The 20,816-nt window shown below is 64.8% G+C and carries 21 protein-coding genes; 17 read left to right on the top strand and 4 right to left on the bottom strand.

The window, feature by feature from the left end:
• The first annotated feature begins 73 nt into the window (after window positions 1–73).
• Complete coding sequence (locus ACFTR6_RS16945) at window positions 74–1,387, top strand: aspartate aminotransferase family protein (RefSeq protein WP_377958725.1); 1,314 nt, start codon at window positions 74–76, stop codon at window positions 1,385–1,387.
• A gap of 34 nt (window positions 1,388–1,421) precedes the next feature.
• Here the strand turns inward: ACFTR6_RS16945 and ACFTR6_RS16940 are convergent, their stop codons facing one another.
• On the bottom strand, window positions 1,422–2,042 hold the full coding sequence (locus tag ACFTR6_RS16940) for a dihydrofolate reductase family protein (protein ID WP_377958724.1): 621 nt from the start codon (window positions 2,040–2,042) through the stop codon (window positions 1,422–1,424).
• A gap of 160 nt (window positions 2,043–2,202) precedes the next feature.
• Between ACFTR6_RS16940 and ACFTR6_RS16935 the strand changes: the two genes are divergently transcribed.
• The 3 genes from ACFTR6_RS16935 to ACFTR6_RS16925 all read left to right on the top strand — a co-directional run bounded on the left by ACFTR6_RS16935 (window position 2,203) and on the right by ACFTR6_RS16925 (window position 3,985).
• Window positions 2,203–2,637, top strand: a complete 435-nt coding sequence (locus tag ACFTR6_RS16935; protein ID WP_076803321.1) for a CHAD domain-containing protein — start codon at window positions 2,203–2,205, stop codon at window positions 2,635–2,637.
• Between the two features lie 125 nt (window positions 2,638–2,762).
• Window positions 2,763–3,911, top strand: coding sequence for an FtsW/RodA/SpoVE family cell cycle protein (locus ACFTR6_RS16930; RefSeq protein ID WP_377958723.1), 1,149 nt, complete (start codon window positions 2,763–2,765; stop codon window positions 3,909–3,911).
• Entirely contained in the window at window positions 3,845–3,985 is a 141-nt protein-coding gene (locus ACFTR6_RS16925) for a hypothetical protein (protein WP_377958722.1), read from the top strand. The genes ACFTR6_RS16930 and ACFTR6_RS16925 overlap by 67 nt, the downstream gene beginning before the upstream one ends.
• A gap of 154 nt (window positions 3,986–4,139) precedes the next feature.
• Here the strand turns inward: ACFTR6_RS16925 and ACFTR6_RS16920 are convergent, their stop codons facing one another.
• Both ACFTR6_RS16920 and ACFTR6_RS16915 read right to left on the bottom strand, forming a co-directional pair.
• Window positions 4,140–4,502 (bottom strand): cupin domain-containing protein, encoded by a 363-nt coding sequence (locus ACFTR6_RS16920; protein ID WP_087872470.1) that lies wholly within the window; start codon window positions 4,500–4,502, stop codon window positions 4,140–4,142.
• A gap of 156 nt (window positions 4,503–4,658) precedes the next feature.
• Window positions 4,659–6,479, bottom strand: a complete 1,821-nt coding sequence (locus ACFTR6_RS16915) for a glycoside hydrolase family 15 protein (RefSeq protein WP_377958721.1) — start codon at window positions 6,477–6,479, stop codon at window positions 4,659–4,661.
• Window positions 6,480–6,597: 118 nt separating this feature from the next.
• Between ACFTR6_RS16915 and ACFTR6_RS16910 the strand changes: the two genes are divergently transcribed.
• The 11 genes from ACFTR6_RS16910 to ACFTR6_RS16860 all read left to right on the top strand — a co-directional run bounded on the left by ACFTR6_RS16910 (window position 6,598) and on the right by ACFTR6_RS16860 (window position 18,789).
• Window positions 6,598–7,188: a TetR/AcrR family transcriptional regulator gene (locus ACFTR6_RS16910; protein ID WP_377958720.1), complete on the top strand. Its 591-nt coding sequence runs from the start codon at window positions 6,598–6,600 to the stop codon at window positions 7,186–7,188.
• 309 nt (window positions 7,189–7,497) lie between these two features.
• On the top strand, window positions 7,498–8,994 hold the full coding sequence (locus ACFTR6_RS16905; protein WP_377958719.1) for an aldehyde dehydrogenase family protein: 1,497 nt from the start codon (window positions 7,498–7,500) through the stop codon (window positions 8,992–8,994).
• Window positions 8,995–10,635 carry a GMC family oxidoreductase gene (locus ACFTR6_RS16900; RefSeq protein ID WP_377958717.1) on the top strand — a complete coding sequence of 547 codons (1,641 nt, stop codon included), beginning with the start codon at window positions 8,995–8,997 and terminating at the stop codon, window positions 10,633–10,635.
• 293 nt (window positions 10,636–10,928) lie between these two features.
• A complete protein-coding gene (locus tag ACFTR6_RS16895; RefSeq protein WP_377958716.1) occupies window positions 10,929–12,548 on the top strand; it encodes an APC family permease in 1,620 nt (539 codons plus the stop codon).
• Between the two features lie 175 nt (window positions 12,549–12,723).
• Window positions 12,724–13,965 (top strand): NAD(P)/FAD-dependent oxidoreductase, encoded by a 1,242-nt coding sequence (locus ACFTR6_RS16890; RefSeq protein ID WP_076803329.1) that lies wholly within the window; start codon window positions 12,724–12,726, stop codon window positions 13,963–13,965.
• 110 nt (window positions 13,966–14,075) lie between these two features.
• Complete coding sequence (locus ACFTR6_RS16885; RefSeq protein WP_076803330.1) at window positions 14,076–14,516, top strand: CBS domain-containing protein; 441 nt, start codon at window positions 14,076–14,078, stop codon at window positions 14,514–14,516.
• Window positions 14,517–14,637: 121 nt separating this feature from the next.
• Window positions 14,638–15,012, top strand: a complete 375-nt coding sequence (locus ACFTR6_RS16880; RefSeq protein ID WP_377958715.1) for a nucleotide pyrophosphohydrolase — start codon at window positions 14,638–14,640, stop codon at window positions 15,010–15,012.
• 185 nt (window positions 15,013–15,197) lie between these two features.
• Entirely contained in the window at window positions 15,198–16,397 is a 1,200-nt protein-coding gene (locus ACFTR6_RS16875) for a pyridoxal phosphate-dependent aminotransferase (protein ID WP_076803332.1), read from the top strand.
• A complete protein-coding gene (locus ACFTR6_RS16870; protein WP_087872477.1) occupies window positions 16,394–17,353 on the top strand; it encodes a D-glycerate dehydrogenase in 960 nt (319 codons plus the stop codon). Before ACFTR6_RS16875 ends, ACFTR6_RS16870 begins: the two co-directional genes overlap by 4 nt.
• Window positions 17,354–17,679: 326 nt before the next feature.
• A complete protein-coding gene (locus tag ACFTR6_RS16865) occupies window positions 17,680–17,955 on the top strand; it encodes a hypothetical protein (protein ID WP_377958714.1) in 276 nt (91 codons plus the stop codon).
• Between the two features lie 81 nt (window positions 17,956–18,036).
• Entirely contained in the window at window positions 18,037–18,789 is a 753-nt protein-coding gene (locus ACFTR6_RS16860) for a DUF429 domain-containing protein (RefSeq protein WP_377958712.1), read from the top strand.
• Window positions 18,790–18,808: 19 nt separating this feature from the next.
• Here ACFTR6_RS16860 and ACFTR6_RS16855 read toward each other — a convergent pair whose 3' ends face one another.
• Window positions 18,809–19,171, bottom strand: coding sequence for a MazG-like family protein (locus ACFTR6_RS16855; protein WP_377958711.1), 363 nt, complete (start codon window positions 19,169–19,171; stop codon window positions 18,809–18,811).
• A 120-nt stretch (window positions 19,172–19,291) separates the two neighbouring features.
• Between ACFTR6_RS16855 and ACFTR6_RS16850 the strand changes: the two genes are divergently transcribed.
• Together ACFTR6_RS16850 and ACFTR6_RS16845 are read left to right on the top strand one after the other, a co-directional pair.
• Window positions 19,292–20,143, top strand: coding sequence for a hypothetical protein (locus ACFTR6_RS16850; protein WP_377958710.1), 852 nt, complete (start codon window positions 19,292–19,294; stop codon window positions 20,141–20,143).
• A 76-nt stretch (window positions 20,144–20,219) separates the two neighbouring features.
• Window positions 20,220–20,699 (top strand): nucleoside deaminase, encoded by a 480-nt coding sequence (locus ACFTR6_RS16845; protein WP_087872487.1) that lies wholly within the window; start codon window positions 20,220–20,222, stop codon window positions 20,697–20,699.
• Window positions 20,700–20,816: the final 117 nt, after the last annotated feature.

The raw sequence follows: 20,816 nt of genomic DNA, 5'->3' as shown, positions 1-20,816 counted from the left end.
GAATCTGCCGCCGGAAGGTGCCAAGGTGAAGCCGTGGAGTGAACCGTCCGGCACTCAAGCAACGGAGGATGTCATGAATCCCGACGATCTGGTCTTCCACCCCTGGACCGTGCAGGGGCCGCGCGATGTGCCGACGTTGATCGGCGGCTCAGGGAGCCACGTCGTCGACGTCGACGGGCGGCGCTACCTGGACTTCAGCTCGCAGCTGGTGTTCACCAACCTCGGCCACCAGCATCCGCGTATTGTCGCTGCGATCAAGGAGCAGGCTGACCGCCTGTGCACACTCGCACCCGGCCATGCGTCCGATGTGCGGGGCGAAGCAGCCCGCCTGATTGTGGAGGTCGCGCCGGAGCACCTCGGGCACGTGCTGTTCACCACCGGCGGGACCGAGGCCATCGAGCATGCGGTGCGGATGGCACGTCTGTATACGGGACGGCACAAGGTGCTCGCCGCCTACCGCTCCTATCACGGATCAACGACCACCTCGATCCACCTGACGGGCGATCCGCGCCGCTGGGCCTCGGACACGGGAACGGCAGGCGCCGTCCACTTCTTTGGTCCATTCCTGTACCGCTCTGCCTTCGGCTCTGCAACCGCCGAGGAAGAGTCCGAGCGGGCGCTGGCCCATCTCGAGCAGGTGATCCTCCTGGAGGGCCCGTCGACGATCGCCGGCCTGGTCCTGGAATCCGTCGTCGGGAGTTCGGGGGTCATCGTGCCGCCACCCGGCTACCTGCGAGGAGTCCGCGAGTTGTGCAGCCGCCACGGCATCGTCTACATCGCCGATGAGGTGATGGTCGGCTTCTGCCGCACGGGTGCCTGGTTCGGCGTGGACCACGATGGTGTGTCACCCGACCTGATGGCTTTCGCCAAGGGCGTTAACTCCGGGTACGTTCCGCTCGGCGGCGTGCTGATCAGCGACCCGATTTACGAAATGTTCACCAAACGCCCCTATCCGGCGGGCCTGACCTACAGCGGCCACCCTCTCGCCTGCGCAGCAGCCGTTGGCGCCATCAATGCAATGCACGAGGAAGGCACCGCGGCGGCTGCTGCCCGCCTCGGCACCGATGTCCTTGAGCCAGGACTCAGGAAGCTCGCAGGAAAGCACGAGTCCGTCGGGGATGTGCGGGGCATCGGCGGCCTCTGGTGCCTGGAACTGGTCCGCAACCGGCTGACGAAGGAGCCGCTGGTGCCCGCCGGGGCCAAGGGCGCCGATAACGCGCCGGTGGCCGCAGTCGCCAGGGCGTGCCTGGACAGGGGGCTGTTGCCGCTGGTCCAGGGCAACCGCGTCAATGTCGCTCCGCCCCTCAACGTGACTGACTCAGATGCGGCAGCGGGGCTGGCAATCCTGGACGAGGCATTGTCCGTGTCCGACGCATACCTGAGCTGACCTGTATGCATTCAGTTCGCCGGCCGCGGCCGGTTCAGGACAACACGCGGTAGGTCACGTGCGTGACCAGGCTCGCTGCCCGTGAGCTGATCTGCTCGAGTTTCAGCGGCGGGACGCCGTCGAACAGCCGCGTGCCTGCGCCGAACGTGAGCGGCGCTATATGCACGCGCAGCTCGTCGATCAGCCCGGCGGCGAGGTACTGGTTGATGGTGGCGGCGCCACCGCTGATTGCGACATCACCGTCACCGGCCGCTGCGCGTGCCTGGGCCAGTGCCGCCTCGATGCCGTCGGTGACGAAGTAGAACGTGGTGCCGCCAGCCATCGGCTGTGGCTCGCGCGCGTGGTGCGTCAGCACGAAGACCGGCGCGTGGAACGGCGGATCGTCGCCCCACCAGCCGTTCCACTGACGGTCCCATTGGCCGCGCATAGGACCAAACATGTTGCGCCCCATGATGAAAGCTTTGGCGGCAACAATTTTCTCGATCTCGGCCCGGTTCTCGTCGGGCGTCTTGAACATCCAGGCGTGCAGCGCGTCACCGGTGCCGTCGCCGCCGTCATCGCCGAACGGGCGCTGCTCAGTCTGGTTGAGCCCGGCAGAGTACCCGTCGGCCGTGACCGTGATGTCACAGACGACCCTGCCCATACGTTCTGTCATTGCTCTCTCCTCCTCGCAGCGATCGTACCTGCGCATGAGAAGACCCTCACAGGGTTCTCATGGCTGTCTCAGGTGCCCCAGTCACCATGGAGGTGTCGAAGGCGATGAAGTCATCCGGGCCTTCCCCAGGCCCGGGCATCGGGACAGTCGGGACAAGAAAATGCTGAAAGCTCTGGAGAAAGCCACCCACCAAGCCGATTCGCCCGCGCCACCGTTCCTGATCGACCAGGTGGCGGCGCTGCTGTGTTACGACCCCAGCGTGCGCTCCGGCGAACAGAACGCCTCGAGCGCCATGAGCGCCGCCGCGGGCCGGGTCTGGTCAGTCCTCGGTGACCGCAGGCTGTTCGACAGGAGTGCGGTGGACCAGCTCCGCCTGGAGCTGACGTGGCTCACCGAAGCCCTGGGTCCGCTCAGCCACTCCGCCCCTGTCCGCGGACAGCCGCAATCCAATGAGCGCGCGTATGAAGCGGCATACGATACGGCGCTGACGGCCCTCGAGTCCGAGCGGTACTTCCGGCTGGTGGCCGATCTTCAGCAGTTCTGCTCCACTCCCCCGGTCAGGCAGCCGCGGCTCCGGCATCTCTATTGGGGATGACCCCCTCAGCCGGCAAAGCATCAAATCCCGCCAGGCAGCACGTATGATTCTTCCCCGGTGGGTTTCTCCTTCCCGGAACGGCCCGGAGCAGGGCTGACCCGAGGGAAGGAAACAGTGATGAGCAAATGACCGCAAAGCTTCCTCTGGGCGGCGCGGTGCGGCGCGACGATGTCCTGCTTCGCATCGGGCGCTGGCTGGGAGATGAGTCCGGGGACCGTACCCGGCCGGTCATCCTGGCGGTCGTGCTGGTTCTTGCAGCGCTCGGCCTGATCGAGGTTGCTTCGGCCTCGTCGGTGGAGTCAGTGGCGGCCGGAAAGAATCCGTACGACCTCCCGCTGAAGCAGGCGATGTGGACGGCAGCCGGGGTGGGCATCATGTTTGGCCTGGCCCGCCTCAGGACGCGGCACATCCGGTGGCTTGCCTGGCCGCTCCTGGGGGCCGCCGTCGTAGCCCTCGGCCTGGTGTTCACGCCCCTGGGCATGACGGTGAACGGCAACCGGAACTGGCTAAGCTTTGGCGGGTTCACGGTCCAGCCGTCCGAGTTCGCCAAGCTCGCCCTCATTGTTTGGGCGGCGGCCGTCCTGTCCCGCAAGCAGGGTTTGCTGCACGAGTCGAAGCACGCTGTGGTCCCGCTGCTCGTGCCCGGCGGCTTGATCATCATCGGGTTTGTGGTGCTTGGCCATGACCTTGGCACCAGCATGATCATCATGATGATCCTTGCCGCCGTCATGTTCTACGGCGGTGTGCGGATGAAGGTTTTCGGCGTCGCCGGCATTCTTGCCGCAGTGGGAGCCCTGATCCTGGCAGCCACCAGCGGTAACCGGGTGTCCCGCATTTCGTCGTGGCTCGGCGCTAGCTCGGCGGACGATTCCCAGGGAGTGGGCTACCAAGCGCTGCACGGCCAGTACGCCCTGGCTTCGGGCGGCTGGTTCGGAGTGGGGCTGGGGCAGAGCCGGCAGAAATGGAACTGGATCCCCGAGGCCCACAACGACTTCATCTTCACGATCCTCGGTGAAGAACTCGGCCTGGCCGGAACGCTCATGGTGCTGGGGCTGTTCACGGTCCTGGCAGTCGCTGTTTTCAAGGTTATTGCGCGAACCGAGGACACGTTCGCCCGCATCGTCTCCTCGAGCGTGATCACCTGGATCACCGGCCAGGCTGTGGTGAACATCGCCATGGTCACCACAGCCTGCTCCCCGTCATTGGCGTGCCCCTGCCGTTCATCTCCTACGGTGGCTCTGCGATGGTCTCATCGCTGGCCGGCATCGGCGTGATCCTGGCCGTCACCCGCCCCCAGCCCGTCCACACTCGGTCGAAGAAGCCGCGCCTGGCGGCCTCGCGGGGCTGACAACCACGGGGCGCTGGTGGATGTCAGCGGGGGCCGAACTTTTCGGTATACCCCCAGAAAATACCGAAAATCCGGTCCCCGCTGCCGTGGCGGGAAACTCACCACGTGCAACCTAGTCAGACCCGCGGCGTGCGCAGTGCCTGACCAGGCACGGTCAGGCGTTGAAGATGACGAAGAACTTGCGGATCCGCTCCTGGATGTCCCAGGTTCCCTGCCAGCCGATCGGGAAGAAGCCGGCAGTGCCAGCTTCCAGGGTGACCGGTTCGCCTCCGTCTTCGGTGACCACCATGCGTCCCTCGAGGACGTGAATCACCTCTCCGCGCTCCAGGAATTCCCACCGCGACAGGCCCGGTTCCGCTTCCCAGACTCCGGAGAGGATGCGGGAGTCCTCGCTGGTAAAGGGAATGCCAATGCGCGTGGGAATCTCGTCACCAAGCACCTCGGCCAGCGGAGGGCCGAGCGGGGCCTCGTCCAGTTTCCCCTTGAAGAGTTCTGTGGGCTGGAAGGTTTTGCTCATTGGATGTACCTTTCTACTGCTACTCGCCGCTATTGGAATGCACTTCCCTCCCCCAAAGGGTGGGCCTGACATCCATCGTCCTGTTTTTCCCGGCAGCGCAAAACACTCATTCGGGACAGTTTTAACTACCCTTTTGGGTCGGTAAGGTACCCAGCGTCAGACTTTCGCTTCAGCGGCCATGCTGAGCAGATCCACTCCGTGCATGGCGTCGGCGGCCCGGACGAGTGCCAGATGTGAGAACGCCTGCGGGAAGTTGCCCGCCATCCTCATCGCCTTCGTGGCGTACTCCTCACTGAGCAGCCCCAGTTCATTGGCGAAGCCCACGAGTTTGTCCATGAGGTCCTTCGCCTCGGACATGCGGCCGGTGCGCGCATACTGCTCAACAAGCCAAAAGGAACATGCGAGAAAGGGGTGTTCGCCGGGGTCCAGTCCGTCAACGCCGGTCTCGGTGCGGTACCGCAGCAACAGTCCGTCTTCGGTGAGGAGTTCCTCCTCCAGCCGGGCAACGGTTCCCAGCATGCGCTCATCGTTATACGGAAGAAACCCCACCTGGGGCATGACCAGCAAGGCCGCATCGGTTTGCTGCCCGCCATAGGTCTGCGTGAAGGAATTAAGGTTCTGGTCGAATCCCTCACGGATGATTTCCCCGCGCAGCCTCTCGCGCAGCTGTTCCCAGTGGTCAGCGGGTCCGTCCAGGCCATGGTTCCGGACCGCTCGGATGCCGCAGTCGAAGGCAGCCCACATCATCACCCGCGAGTGGGTGAAGAACTGCGGGTCCCCGCGCATCTCCCAGAGTCCAAAGTCCTTGTCCTCGATGTGTTTTTCAACAAAACCGAGCAGGATCTGCTGAAGCGTCCAGGAGAAGTGGTCCTCCTTGCCTCCTGCCATGCGGAGTCTTTCCAGCGCCACCATCACTTCGCCCACGACGTCGGCCTGGAACTGTGCCACGGCAGCATTTCCGATGCGGACGGGCCGTGAGTCCAGATAACCGGGAAGATGGTCGAGGACGCGCTCCGGCAACTCACGTTCCCCGCCGATGCCGTACATGATCTGCAGATCCTCGGGGTCGCCGGCGAGGGCCCGGAGGAGCCAGTTGCGCCACTGCAGCGCCTCAGTTTCGTAGCCGTGGGTAAGCATGGATTCCAGGGTCAAAGCCGCGTCGCGCAGCCAGCAGAACCGGTAGTCCCAGTTCCGGGGGCCGCCGAATTCCTCCGGCAAAGACGTGGTTGGCGCTGCAACGATGCCACCGGTTTCATAGTTGGTCAGCGCCCTGAGCACCAGCAGTGAACGCTTCACCGCTCCTCCGTAGGGACCATCCGAACGGCAGTGGCTGCCCCAGCGCGTCCAATAATCGATCGCCTGTTCGAGTGCGGCGTCGATGTCCACCGCCGGAGGGACGGGCCGGTGCGAAGGGAACCACGTCAGCTCAAAGTCGAAAACCTGTCCCCGCTCCACGGCAAATTCCCCTGAGTGCCCGTGCGCGTGGGCCTCCGGCAAGTGCGGTCCACGCAGTGCAACAGCGTCCGGTCCCGCCATGGCCAGAAGCACTGTTCCACCCGGAGGGGCGCCATACTGGATCCGCCTGCTCCAAGGCACAACCGTGCCATACCCCAGGCGGATAATGAGCTCCTGGTACATCTCGACGCGCCCCTCGAGTCCGGTGACCCGGCGCAGAATTGACGAACCCGTGTGCGCCACCGGCATGAAGTCCGTTACCTGGACCTGCCCCGTCGGCGTCTTCCAGACTGTTTCCAGCACAAAGGTTGACTCGACGTAGCGCCACCCCACCACCTCCGCCTCGGATTGCCGCGGCGCCAGCAGCCAGCGGCCGTGGTTCTCTATCCCGAGCAGGGAACTGAACAACGACGGCGAGTCGAACCGCGGGAAGCAGAGCCAGTCGATGCTGCCGGATCGGGAGATGAGGGGCCCGGATTGGAGATCCGACAGCAGTGCGTAGTCCTCAATGGGAGCGGCCATGGATTTACTAAAGCACAACTGGCTTCTTCGCGTCAGACTGCACGGGAAATCGTCCCGGGTCTGTGACTTCGCTGGTCAGCGAGATGCACTCGGTCGGGTTTCCCAATAGTCTGGCGGGGTGGATACAAGCACCGTGAACTCCGGCGAACAGCTTGGCAGGCAATCGCGCATCCTTGAGGCCGTGCTGGACCTGCTGTCGCGCCACGGCATTTCCGGTGTCAACATGCGCGCCGTGGCGCGGGAGGCCGGCGTCGCCCTGGGGCTGGTGAACTACTACTACGAAGACAAGTCCAGCCTGATCCGCGCCGCGCTGCACCGGATGGACGAGCACGACCTCATGCTCGTCGCGCCCGACCCCAGCTCACCCCCGGACGAACAGCTCCGCAAGGCCCTGAAACGGGTAGCCGCCGCCGACCTCCTGACCACGCGCTACCTGTCGCTGCGCCTCCATCTTTGGGCGCTCGCGCAAGCCGACGAGGATTTCGGGCAGATCAACGCGGCCGCGTTCGACCGGTACCTCGACGGGCTTGCGGCGCTGATTGGGAACGCAAAGCCTGAGCTGCCCTGGGATGAATGCAGGCGGCGCGCAGACGATATCGTCGTCATACAAAACGGCATGTGGCTGACTGCGCTCCTTGGCATAGACAACGCAGCCATCCAGAGAAGTATCGCCCGCACGGAGCAGATCGCCTTCGCCCCTGCCGAGTGAGTAGGTCATTTACCACCGCCAGTACGTCACCGGCGCATTAAGCCCGCCCCGCCCGGGGCAGCGGCCACCCCTGTGTCAGCCCGTTCCAATCCCTTCGGAGCCCTCTGCCGCAGCAGTCTTAAATGCAATCTTGAACATTTGTTCATGCGAACCCTTGAACAGTTGTTCAACTTCTACTAGTCTGCATTTATGACCTACGCCACACCAGCCCGGTGCAGTGTGGCCGTTCCATCCGTCGCAGGCGTCCCGCCCAATGCCGAGCGGGAACCCGACCAGCAAGCCCGTCGCCGTACTACCAGAGGAGACACTATGACCGATTCCGCATCCACCCTGTTCATCAACGGCTCGTGGGAGCCGGCCAGGTCCCGCGCGGTGCGCCAGATACGCAACCCGGCCGACGGCGAACTCGTCGCCACAGTGTCCGAGGCGGGGCGGGAAGACGCCGAACGCGCCATCGCTGCGGCCCGCGCGGCCTTCGACTCCGGTGTCTGGGCCGCGGTCCCGGCACCGGAGCGCGGCGCCTTCCTGCTCAAGGTCGCCGCGGAACTGCGCGAACGCCGCGAGAAGTTCGCCCGCGCCGAGTCGCTGGACACCGGAAAGCGGATCATCGAAAGCCGGATCGACATGGACGACGTCGCCGCCTGCTTCGAATATTTCGGAAGGCTCGCCGGCCAGCAGGCGGGCCGCATAGTCGACGCCGGGGATCCCGCCGTCGTCAGCAGGATCGCCTACGAACCGGTGGGCGTCTGCGGCCTGATTACGCCGTGGAACTATCCGCTGCTCCAGGCAGCGTGGAAGATCGCACCGGCGCTGGCCGCCGGCTGCACATTCGTCCTCAAGCCATCCGAGCTGACCCCGTCCACCGCCATCCTGACCATGCAGCTGCTGCAGGACCTGGGCCTGCCGGACGGCGTAGCCAACCTGGTGACCGGTCCCGGCGCGGAGGCGGGCGCACCGCTCTCGGAGCACCCCGCCGTCGACCTTGTCTCTTTCACCGGCGGGCTGGAGACCGGCAAGCGCATCGCCGCTGCCGCTGCCGGGACCGTGAAAAAGGTGGCGCTGGAACTGGGCGGCAAGAACCCCAACGTCGTGTTCGCCGACGCCGACTTCGACGCCGCCGTCGACAATGCGCTGAACGGTGCGTTCGTCCATTCCGGGCAGGTCTGCTCTGCCGGGGCGCGGCTGGTGGTTGAGGAATCGATCGCCGAACGCTTTGTTGGCGAGCTGGTCCGCCGCGCGCAGGACATCCGCCTTGGCGGTCCGTTCGACGAGGGCGCCGAAACCGGGCCGCTGATCTCCGCGGCCCACCGCGAGAAGGTCCACGCCTACGTGCAGCGCGGCGTGGAGGAGGGCGCGCGGCTGCGGTGCGGCGGCGCCGCACCCACTGAAAAGAAGTACGACGCCGGTTTTTACTACCAGCCCACCGTCCTGGACCGCGTGCGCAAGGGAATGTCCGTCGTCGTGGACGAAGCGTTCGGGCCGGTGGTAACGGTTGAGACGTTCCGCACCGAGGATGAGGCCGTGGCCACCGCCAACGACACGATCTACGGGCTGGCCGGCGCCGTCTGGACCCAGGACGCCGGAAAGGCGCAGCGCGTTGCAGGCCGGCTGCGGCACGGCACCGTCTGGATCAACGACTACCACCCTTACCTCCCCCAGGCCGAGTGGGGCGGCTTCGGCCAGTCCGGCGTCGGCCGCGAACTCGGCCCCAGCGGCTTGGCCGAGTACCAGGAAGCCAAGCACATCTACCAGAACACCAGCCCCCAGGTGACCGGCTGGTTCGCTGACCACAGCAAGGAGAACTAGATGCATACCGACAACATCGAGAACCTCAACGACCGGGAATTCGACTACATCGTCATCGGCGGCGGATCCGCCGGCGCAGCAGTCGCCGCGAGGCTAAGCGAGGATCCGGCCGTTACTGTCGCCCTCGTGGAAGCCGGCCCGGACGACCGCAACCTGCCCGAGATCCTCCAGCTCGACCGCTGGATGGAACTGCTGGAATCCGGCTACGACTGGGACTACCCGATCGAACCGCAGGAGAACGGCAACTCCTTCATGCGGCACGCCCGCGCAAAAGTCATGGGCGGCTGCTCGAGCCACAACTCCTGCATCGCCTTCTGGGCCCCGCGCGAGGACCTGGATGAGTGGGAATCCAAGTACGGCGCCACCGGCTGGAACGCTGAGGCCGCGTGGCCGCTGTACCAGCGCCTGGAGACCAATGAGGACGCCGGGCCGGACGCGCCACACCACGGCGACTCGGGCCCCGTGCACCTGATGAACGTGCCCCCGCTGGACCCCGCCGGCGTCGCACTCCTGGACGCCTGTGAACAGGCAGGCATTCCGCGCGCGAAGTTCAACGACGGCACCACCGTGATCAACGGCGCCAACTTTTTCCAAATCAACCGACGCGCGGATGGCACCCGCTCCTCCAGCTCAGTCTCGTACATCCACCCGATCATGGAGCGCCCTAACTTCACTCTGCTGACCGGCCTCCGCGCCCGGCAGCTGGTGTTCGACGCAGACAAGCGGTGCACCGGCGCCGATGTTGTGGACTCGGCATTCGGCAGGACCCACCGGCTCTCCGCGCGCTGCGAAGTTGTCCTGTCCACCGGCGCCATCGATTCGCCCAAGCTGCTCATGCTCTCCGGCATCGGCCCGGCCGCGCACCTGGCGGAGCATGGCATCGAGGTCCTGGTCGACTCCCCCGGCGTCGGCGAGCACCTGCAGGACCACCCCGAAGGCGTGGTGCAGTTCGAGGCCAGGCAGCCGATGGTGGAGACGTCGACGCAGTGGTGGGAGATCGGCATCTTCACCCCCACCGAGGACGGCCTGGACCGCCCCGACCTGATGATGCACTACGGGTCCGTCCCGTTCGACATGAACACTCTGCGGCATGGCTACCCCACCACGGAGAACGGCTTCAGCCTCACCCCCAACGTCACGCACGCGCGTTCCCGCGGCACCGTCCGGCTGCGCAGCCGCGACTTCCGCGACAAGCCCATGGTTGACCCGCGGTACTTCACCGATCCCGAGGGCCACGACATGCGCGTCATGGTCGCCGGCATCCGCAAGGCACGGGAGATCGCCGCCCAGCCCGCCATGGCTGAATGGACCGGCCGCGAACTCTCCCCCGGCATCGAGGCGCAGACCGACGAGGAACTGCAGGACTACATCCGCAAGACGCACAACACGGTGTACCACCCCGTCGGTACCGTGCGGATGGGGCCGGACGACGACGTCATGTCGCCGCTCGACGCCGAACTGCAGGTCAAGGGCGTCACCGGCCTGCGCGTTGCCGACGCCTCCGTCATGCCGGAGCACGTCACGGTCAACCCCAATATCACCGTCATGATGATCGGCGAACGCTGCGCGGACCTCATCCGCGCGAGCCGGAGCGGCGAATCAGCGGCGGCGGAGGCGGAGCTCAGCGCAGCCCTCGCCTGACCGGGAGCTTCATGCGCCGGCAGCAGGCGTAACGAGCACTGAACACGTGTTCATAACAGCTCTTGAACACATGTTCAGCATCGACTAACCTGCTCAGTATGATCCACGCCACACACAATGGAGTCCGGCGGCGTGTGTCCATAACTTTCAGCAGCTAGTCACCAGCAATTGGGGGAAGACGGCCGGGCGCTGCAGCGCGGTGCCCGGCCGTCGATTTCAGCAGTGTGATTTAATCTGCGTCCAATGGAGGCCGCGGGTAATCACCAACGTGCTTTTCTGACTTAGGAGTTCAGATGTTGGAACCCAGCAAGAGTACTGATTCAAGCGGTATGGACGAATTCGGCTATGCCCAGACCCTGGACCGGAGCATCGGCAAGTTCGCCAGCTTCGCCGCCGGGGTCAGCTACATCTCCATCCTCACCGGTGTTTTTCAACTGTTCTACTTTGGTTTCTCCATGGCCGGCCCGGCGTACGCCTGGTCCTGGCCCATCGTTTTCGTCGGCCAGCTGATGGTGGCGCTGTGCTTCGCCGAACTGGCAGGCCGCTACCCGGTGGCCGGTTCGGTCTACAACTGGGCCAAGCAACTTTCGTCAGGGACGTTCGCATGGCTGGCCGGCTGGCTGCTGCTGATCTCCTCCATGGTGGCGCTCGGCGCCGTCGCCCTGGCGCTGCAGCTCACCCTGCCCCAGATCTGGTCCGGTTTCCAGATCATCGGCGACGGCACCGGCACCTACGACTTCGCCCTCAACGGCGTCCTGCTGGCGAGCATCATGATCACCATCTCCACCCTCATCAATGCTTTCGGCGTGAAGCTGATGACCAAAATCAACAGCATCGGCGTCTTCGTGGAGCTTGCCGCGGCCGTGCTGCTGATCCTTGCCCTCGGCTGGCATGTGGTCCGTGGCCCCGAGGTCCTCTTCGACACGGCCGGCTTCGGTGAGGGGCACGACCTCGGGTTCTTCGGAGTCTTCCTTATCGGCGCGATGGCTTCCGGCTACGTCATGTACGGCTTCGACACCGCCAGTTCCCTCGGTGAGGAGACCAAGGACCCGAAGAAGACCGCTCCCAAGGCGATCCTGCGGGCAATCACGGCGTCCTTCATCCTCGGCGGCCTGATCCTGCTGTTCGGCATCCTTGCGGCCCCGGACCTTAGCGACCCCAAGCTCGGCTCTGCAGACGGCGGCCTGCAGTACATCGTGCTGTCGGTCCTGGGCGGGCCGTTTGGCAAGGCCTTCCTGGCCTGCATCGTTGTTGCCGTGTTCGTCTGCACCCTCGCAGTCCACGCCGCCGCTATCCGGATGATGTTCGCCATGGCCCGGGACAACAACCTGCCCTTCAGCCGGCAGCTCAGCAAAGTCCATCCCGAGCGTAAGACGCCGACCGTGGCGGCCATCACCATTGGAGTCATCGCCATTGTTCCGCTGATCGTCAACGTCTCCCAGCCTGCGATCTTCACGATCCTGTCCAGCATCAGCATCGTGCTCATCTACCTGTCCTACCTGCTGGTTACCGTGCCCCTGCTGCGGCGGCGCTTCCTGAAGAAATGGCCGCTGTCCGACGAAACCCACGGAAAGGCCGGGTTCAGCCTCGGCCGGTGGGGCCTGCCCGTGAACATCCTCGCGGTCCTGTGGGGCGGCGCCATGACGGTGAACCTGATCTGGCCGCGCCAGGAAATCTACAACTCCGTGCCGCCGTTCGAGTGGTACCTGCAGTGGGGCGGAGTCATCTTCGTCGCCGCCGTCACCGCAGGCGGGGCCCTGCTGTACCGCCTGAAGATCAGGCACCAGACCGGCGTCCTCGCCGAGCACGCAGCGGCAGCCGCAACAGATCCCTCGCCGGACTCTGTCGAGGCTGTCGAGGCGGCAGCTCAGTCCACCACGCAGGAGCCAGCCAAAATAATGGGCACGGTGTAACCGCAGCCGCAGCCCCGGAGCGCATCCCTTTGCCAGTAGCAACCGGCGAAGGGATGCGCTCCGGCGTCTGTCCGGCCTCTGCCGGGCCCCTTGGGTGGCCATGAAGTGGCAAGACCCGAGCACTGAAGACATCCGTGCCCTGTTGCACCGGTGCCAGGCAGGGTATGTTGCACGAATGGACGATACATATCAGGTCATCGTGGTCGGCGGAGGGTTTGCCGGCATGACCGCGGCCGAGCACCTGGGCCGCAAGGGCATCCGTGTACTCCTCATCGACGCTAACAACTATCACCAGTTCCAGCCCCTCCTCTACCAGGTGGCGGCGTCGCAGATCGGGGTGTCAGCCGTGGCCCGGCCCTTGCGCTCGGTTTTCCGCGGCTCGAAAGGCGTCCGTGTGCTCACGGCAGAAGTGACGGCGATCGATTCCGCCACCCGCACTGTCACCACGGTCGACGGGACCCGCTACCAGGCGCAGATCCTCGTCATTGCCGCAGGCGCGGTGCCGAACTTCTTCAACACTCCGGGCGCCGAAGAACATGCCTACCCGCTGTATTCCGTGGCCGACGCCACGCGGCTGAGCGCTGCCCTCACTGCTGTCCTGGATGAGACAGACCGCGCACATTCAGGCAATGCCGACGTGGTGGTTGTCGGCGGTGGCCCGACTGGCGTTGAGACCGCGGGCGCACTCGCCGAGAACATCAAGTACCTCGTGCCGAAGTACTTTTCGCCGGACCTTGCGGCCCGGTGCCGAGTCCATCTCGTGGATATGGTGCCGAACGTGCTGATGGCGTTCTCTGAGAAATCACAGGAGTACACGCGCGACCGGCTGGTGAAGCTCGGGGTCCAGCTGCACATGGGCCAGGGTGTTACCGAGGTCCGCGACGACGGCGTGACACTGGCGGACGGGACGGTCATTCCCGCGCAGATCGTGGTGTGGGCCGGCGGCCTGAAGGCCGGGAAAGTTGTCGCCGAATCGGGACTGCCGCAGGGGAAGGGCGGACGCATCGACGTGCTGCCGGACCTGACCGCGCCCGGCGCCGAAGGCGTCTACGTGCTCGGCGACGCAGCCAACATCACCGATGCCAGCGGCGCCAAACTCCCCCAGCTCGGCTCGGTTGCCGAGCAGTCCGGCAAATGGGCCGCCCGCAACATTCACGCCGACCTGACCGGCGGCACACGGCAGCCCTTCGCCTACTGGGACAAAGGCTACATGGCCATGGTCGGCCGCGGGGCCGCCGTCGCCGAACTGGGCCGCAAGCGGATCCAACTGCAAGGGCCGCTGGCGTTCCTCTCATGGCTCGGTGTCCACCTCGCCTTGCTCCCCGGCACCCAGCAGAAAATCCGCGCGCTCTCCTCCTGGGTTACCGGCTACGTTACGCACAGCCCGTCCCACGTCGTCGTCGGCCGGCCGGATTAGAAGGTTCAAAACCGCCGTCGACATCAGCGCTGGCCCCGGCGTAGGCTGACAGCATCGGCGCATGTGGCCGGTGACCCTGCGTCGATACCTCAATCGATGAAGGAGGACCAATGAGTGCTGTACGTGAATTCATGACTACGGATGCGCAGTGTATTAAGGAGAACCAGTCCCTCGTAGATGCTGCACGGATGATGCTGGATCTGGACTGCGGATCGTTGCCGATCTGTGGTGACGACGGCAAGTTGAAGGGCATGATCACTGACCGTGACATCACGCTGAAGTGTGTGGCCACTGGCCGCGATCCACGTGAGATGCTGGCCCGTGACCTCGCCATGGGCAGGCCCCACTGGATTGAAGCCGATGCCAACGTTGACGCCGCCATCGAAATGATGGAGAAGTATCAGGTCCGTAGGCTCCCCGTCATTGCTGACCACAAATTGGTAGGCATCATCAGCCAGGGTGACATCGCGCGCAACTACACAGAGCAGCGCGTGGGCGAACTGGTGGAGCACATTTCGGAACGCAGCCGAATGCAGACGAGCAGTTCCTAAGTCAGGCAATTCCTTGGCAAACAGCGCCGCGGAGATACTCTCCGTGGCGCTAATTTTTCTGCAGGCTTTGGACCTGGTCCCGGCACCTGCCCCGCTGAGGAGATTCGCCTAGGCTGGCTCCATGAGTATCGAGTCCTTGACCGCCCAGTTGCGCCACTTTGCCCAGGACCGCGATTGGGAACAGTTCCACACGCCCAAGAACCTGGCCATGGCCCTGAGCGGCGAGGCCGGCGAGCTGCTGGCGCTCTTCCAGTGGCTACGGGACGAGCAGGTCAGTGAATGGTTCGAGGACCCGGCCAACAGGACCGCCGTGGAGCATGAGATGGCCGATATCTTTGGTTACCTCCTGCGGCTCGCCGACGTCCTGGACATCGACCTCGAATCATCCCTCCGGGCCAAAATCGGTATCAACGCGCAGAAGTACCCCGTCGAACTCGCCCGCGGCAATGCGCTGAAGTATACGGCGCTGGCTGCCATGCGGCCAGCGGACAGCTAGGCTCGCCTGCACCCGCGGTGGTAGATAGTTCGTCCCGGCAGGTGCCGGCAGGTCCGGCAAAAATTTTCCGCCCCAAAACAGGGCGTGTCTGATATATTAGTTTCGTCCTCTGATATATATTAGTTCCACATGGGATCTGAAGTTCTCGGAGGATCAATCGTCAACTCGATGAGGAGTGGAACAGCATGCAGCAACTCGCGCACCGGCTCGAACGCCTAGGCACCGAAACCGCCTTCAGCGTCGCGCAAGCCGCCGCGGCCTGGAAGGCGAAGGGGAACCTGGTGTACCCCTTCCACCTGGGCGACATCAACATCCCCACCGCGCCGAACATCGTGGAAGCGATGAACCGGGCGATCGCAGATGGCTACACGGGCTACTGCCCCGGCCCCGGCATCCCGCAGCTGCGTGAAGCCCTGGCTGACGACATCGGCTCGCGACGCGGTATCGAATTCTCCCCCGAGAATGTGGTGGTCATGACCGGCGGCAAGCCCGTCATCACGAAGTTCCTGCAGGCGGTCATGAACCCCGGCCAGGAAGTGCTCTACCCCAACCCCGGCTTCCCGATCTATGAATCGCAGATCGAGTACCTCGGCGGCACGGCCGTACCGTACCGCTACGTGCCCACCAGCACGGGCTTCGCGATCGACCTGGAGCAGATCCGCGCCTCGATCACCCCGAACACGGTCGCCATCATCTACAACGACCTGCAGAACCCCATCTCGGCAGAGTCAACGGCGGCCGAGCGTGAGGCCATTGCGCAGCTCGCCATCGAACACGACCTCTGGGTCCTCTCCGACGAGGCCTACTTCGAAACCCGCTATGAGGGAGTCTCGAGCTCGATCACCTCGATTCCCGGCATGGCCGAGCGCACCGTGATCCTCTACACCTTCAGCAAGAAGTTCGCCATGACCGGCTCACGCCTCGGCTGCGCCGTCGCCCCGCGCGAGATCGCCCAGGTGCTCAGCACGCTCAACACCAACGACGAGTCCTGCACCACGCACTACGTGCAGTGGGCCGGCATCGAAGCACTCCGCGGCCCCCAGGATTCCGTGCAGCAGATGCTCGACATCCTCCAGACGCGCCGCGATACCGCGTGCGAGCTCGTGAACTCCATCCCCGGCATGCACGTCGCCGTGCCGCAGTCCACGTTCTACCTGTTCCCGGACGTCACCGAGGTCATGGAGCGCCTGGGCTACACGGCAGTGGGCGACTTCGCCAGCGATGCCCTGTACAAGACCGGAGTCTCCTTCTGCACCCGCGAGCACTTCGGACGTCGCCTGCCCGGCGAGGACCGGCAGTACATCCGGCTCGCCTACTCGGGCATCGAAGCGGCAGATATCCGCGAGGGTCTGGGACGCCTGCGCGAATGGATCGAGACCGCATGAGCCGCGTAGTCGTCACAGGACGGATTCCTGACGCCGCCCTCGAAAAGATCCGCGCTGAGCACGAGGTCGATGCCTGGGCCGGCCCGGAGTCCATCAGCCGCGAGGAGCTCCTGCGCCGCGTCGCCGGCGCCGACGCCATCGTGAGCCTGCTCACCGAGCGCATCGACGGCGAACTGCTGGACGCCGCGGGCCCCCAGCTCAAGGTTGTCTCCAACGTCGCCGTCGGCTACGACAACATCGACGTACCGGCATGCACCTCCCGTGGCGTCGTCGCCACCAACACCCCCGGCGTGCTCACCGAGGCCACCGCCGACATCGCGTTCGGGCTCATCCTCATGGCAACCCGCCGGCTGGGTGAGGGCGAACGGCTCATCCGCGCCGGCCAGCCCTGGAAGTGGGGCATGTTCTTCCTGCTCGGCTCCAGCCTGCAGGGCAAGACCCTCGGCGTCGTCGGCATGGGCGGCATCGGCCAGGCCACGGCACGCCGCGCCAAGGCCTTCGGCATGGAGATTGTCTACCAGTCCCGCAGCGAGATCGACCCCGCGATCGCCGCGGAACTGGGCGCCCGCCGGGTCGACCTTGACGAGCTGCTGACCGTCTCCGACGTCGTTTCGCTGCACTGCCCCTACGGCCCGAACACGCACCACCTGATCGGCGCGGAGCAGCTCGCTGCGATGAAGAGCTCGACCTACCTCGTCAACACCGCACGAGGACCGATCGTCGACGAAGCGGCACTCGCTGCCGCGCTGCGCGACGGCGTTATTGCCGGTGCCGGGCTCGACGTCTTCGAAAAGGAACCGCAGGTCCACCCTGACCTGCTGGACCTTGAGAACGTGACACTGGTGCCGCACCTCGGTTCGGCCACCGTCGAGACGCGCACGGCTATGGCTGTGCTCGCCGCCGACAACACACTCGCCGTGCTCCGTGGCGAGCAGCCGCCCACACCAATCAGTTAGTCAGCGGCACCACCAACGCATAAACGAGTATGAGCCCCGTCCCCCAAAGGACGGGGCTCATACTCGTTCCCGGGGTGATCGCCTCATGGCGAATCTCACAGGTCCCCCATGCCGTCTTTAGCATGGACGGCTGGCAAAATTGAAGAGAGGAGTTCAACCCAGCGATGGCCATACTGAACGGCCGCGGCGCACCTGTCACCCGGTACCTGAGGTCACAACCTGCAGTTCAGTACGGATTCCGTCGCGGCGCCCGGATGTCCAGGCGCTTCCCTTGACCAGTGTGGTGAACGTGAGATCCGGTCATCAATCGTCAGTTAGGAACCGAAATGCTTAAAGAAACACTCTACTGCGACGTCTGCTGGACGAATCCTAACCACGCCCACATCCGGGACTTGCCCATCTGCTCTTCCTGCATTGAAGAGTTCAACATGACCGGCCTGCACCGTCTGGTGTACCTGGATAAGGAACCGTACGAGACGCCGGACGGGAAGCGGATGACCGACGCCGAGGCGAAAGAGAGCAGCGAACCCGCGCTCTTCACGCCGCGCAACAGCGAAGAGCTCGTTGCTGCCCGCTTTGACGCCCTCGTAGCAGCATTCTGACCTAACCGCAGCCGGGTCCTCGCCGCCTATGACTGGGCCGCGCCCAGCCCCGTCCTTTTCAGGCGTGGTTAGAGTAGCAGCGTGAAGACCCTGGGCATTGACCTGGCTGCTGATCCAAAGAGAACTGCTGCTGCCGTCATTGAATGGCGTGACGGGCAGGCCCGGCTTGTCCACTTGGCGCTCGGCGTAGGTGACGAACCCGTCGTCGAGCTTTTCGGAGCATCAGACGTTACCGGGATCGACTGCCCTCTTGGCTGGCCCCGGCCCTTCCTTTCATTCCTGCTGGGTCATTTCCGGGAGGATCCGGATGCGGTGCTTCGTCATGACGGGTTGGCCGGACGCCGGGAGCTTGCCTACCGGGCCACCGACCGGTTTGTCACGCAGCAAACGGGCATGATCCCGCTGAGCGTCTCGGCCGACCGGCTGGCGCATCCGGCCATGCGCTGCGCAGTCATTCAGGCCAAGATCGCCCGCGTCTGGGGCGTTCAACGCCGGGACGGGGCGGGGCGTCTTGTCGAGGTCTACCCCGCAGCGTCGCTCCGGATTTGGGGCATTTCTGCCCGGAGGTACAAGGGGCGCGGTACGCCGGAATCCGTAGTCCGGGCAGGCATTCTTGGCCAGCTCGCCGCCGCGGCGCCCTGGCTGGACTTTGAGGCCTACCGCGACCAGCTGACCGGCTCGGATGATCTGCTCGACTCGGTTATCGCATCCCTGACAGCCCGCGCTGCGGCCCGTCGGGCAACCCTGTTTCCTGGCCCCGATCAGGATCTTGCAGCCCGTGAGGAGGGCTGGATCCACCTGCCAGCAGGATCACTCTTCGGGCTGAACAGATAGGCCCAACCGGCCCAGTCCGTCATAAACGGAGACCTGCGCGTTCCAGGGTTCTGGAGAGCTTGTCGGCCAGCATCGCTCCGGAGCGTGCGTCGTGACCACGAAGATGTTCGAGCGCCGCCAGCGCCGTGAGCGCAACATCCAGCAGCTCCTCCTCAACATCGCTGGCCGTATGCGTGACGCCTTTCCGGGGGTTCTGCCCCGTCGCGCCGATATAGGCAGCGACAACTTCGCCCGCCTCTTCCGTAATTTTCGAAAGCCGCGCCCAGGTCGCGGCTTCGGGATGCCTGCCAACGTTTCCCTGATCGATCCATGAGCTTAAGGCAGCCACTCCCTGGGAGAAGTCGTCGAGCCCTGCTGTCCCTGTTTCCCGGCGTTCTTTCATACGGTCACACTCTTCTCTTCCACTGTCGTCAGCGACACAATACCGCCCTGCAGACGAAGCTCGTGCGGGCACTCCCCTGCTCGACGCATTCCCAGCACATCACGATAAACTGGACCGGTCATGATGGGTGTCCAGCTCCGTCTTCTGGCCTGGTTCGTCAGCCTGGCGACCCTCATCTCGGGTTGCGTACCCGCCACGAGACTGGATGAGGTCGCCACCGATCGACCGGCCCAGAGCTCCTCCGCCCCGGCAGCTGCACGCGACAATGTCCCCGCTCCGCACCGGACAGCCTCCCCCACTCCGACATCGGCTGCAACGCCGCCCCCGGCGCCAAAGCCGCCCCCGGCGCCAAAGCCGGCCCCGGCGCCCAAGGCGTTCGCCCTGAACCTGTACCAGGAGGGGGACTTCGTTCCGCAGTACACGTTTGAGTGGTGCGTGGCGGCGAGCATCCAAATCATGCACAACCTCATCGACGATACGGGGACCGGGAAGTGGGCCGATCGTGTTCAGCAGGGCGAGCTGTGGGAGATGGCACGGGCACGGTCGTTCAACTCGTTCAACGGTGCCAACCCCCTGGGATGGGCGAAGGTGCTGAACGAGGTCGGAATGGGGCCGTATACCGTGGTCAGCATCGCCGACTATGAGGAAGCGCTGCGGACTGCTGCGCGTGCCATCGCCGACACCGGCCGGCCGGTGGGGCTGGTCATGTGGCGTGGCCGCCACGTGTGGGTGATGAGCGGCTTCCAGTCGCTCGGCGATCCCGCCAAGTTCCCGAAGTTCTCGGTCACCGGCATCCGCGTGCAGGATCCGCTCTATCCCTACGGCGATCAGCGCTGGGGACCGTCGCCCGCGCCCAACGCCCTGCTCACCCCCGAGCAGTTGGCCACGCAGCTCGTCGTCCGTGAGCCGCGGCGCTGGAGCAGCAATATGCCGGCCGGCTACATGCTGGTACTGCCGCGCGGCAAGGCGTGACCGGACCTTTGCGCTAATCGCCGGGCACAGCATGGAAACGCACGTCCCCGAGGTTTGTGGCATGCGAGAATACCGCATGACCTACGAACCGCCGTCCACCGCCAACCCGGCGCTACATGCAGCGCATGACCTCGCTTTCGAAGCCGCCTTCAAAGCCGCCCAGAAGAGCTTCAACGAAGGCGGTATCCCTATCGGAGCCGCTCTAGCCCGTGGCGGCGAGGTCATGGCGAGCGGACACAACGAACGAGTTCAAAACGGCGACCCCATTGCGCACGGGGAAATGTCCGCACTTCGCGCGGCCGGCCGGCAAAAGACCTACCGGGACACCACGCTCTACACCACCCTCGCCCCGTGTGCCATGTGCACCGGAACCATCATCCAGTTCAAGATTCCCCGCGTGGTGGTCGGTGAAGCACGCACGTTCGACGGCGAGTTCGAACTTCTGCGATCACGCGGCGTTGAGGTGGTGGTCCTGGATGACCAGCGGTGCGTGGACATGATGCGCACCTTCCAGGACAACAACCCGGACTTGTGGGCGGAGGACATCGCCGAGTAGGACCAGGTTATGCGTGGGCTCCGCCTTGCGGCTTCAGAGCCGGGCCCTCAAGGCATTATGAAGATTGACGTGGATTTCCAGCCGCTCCAAAGCGGAAGTATCGATGAGGGACCTTCC

Origin of the sequence: Arthrobacter sp. NPDC057009, assembly GCF_042673905.1 — a bacterium.
Classification (GTDB): domain Bacteria; phylum Actinomycetota; class Actinomycetes; order Actinomycetales; family Micrococcaceae; genus Arthrobacter.
Note: the sequence above shows the minus strand (reverse complement) of the source record. Positions and strands in the feature narration are given on the sequence as shown.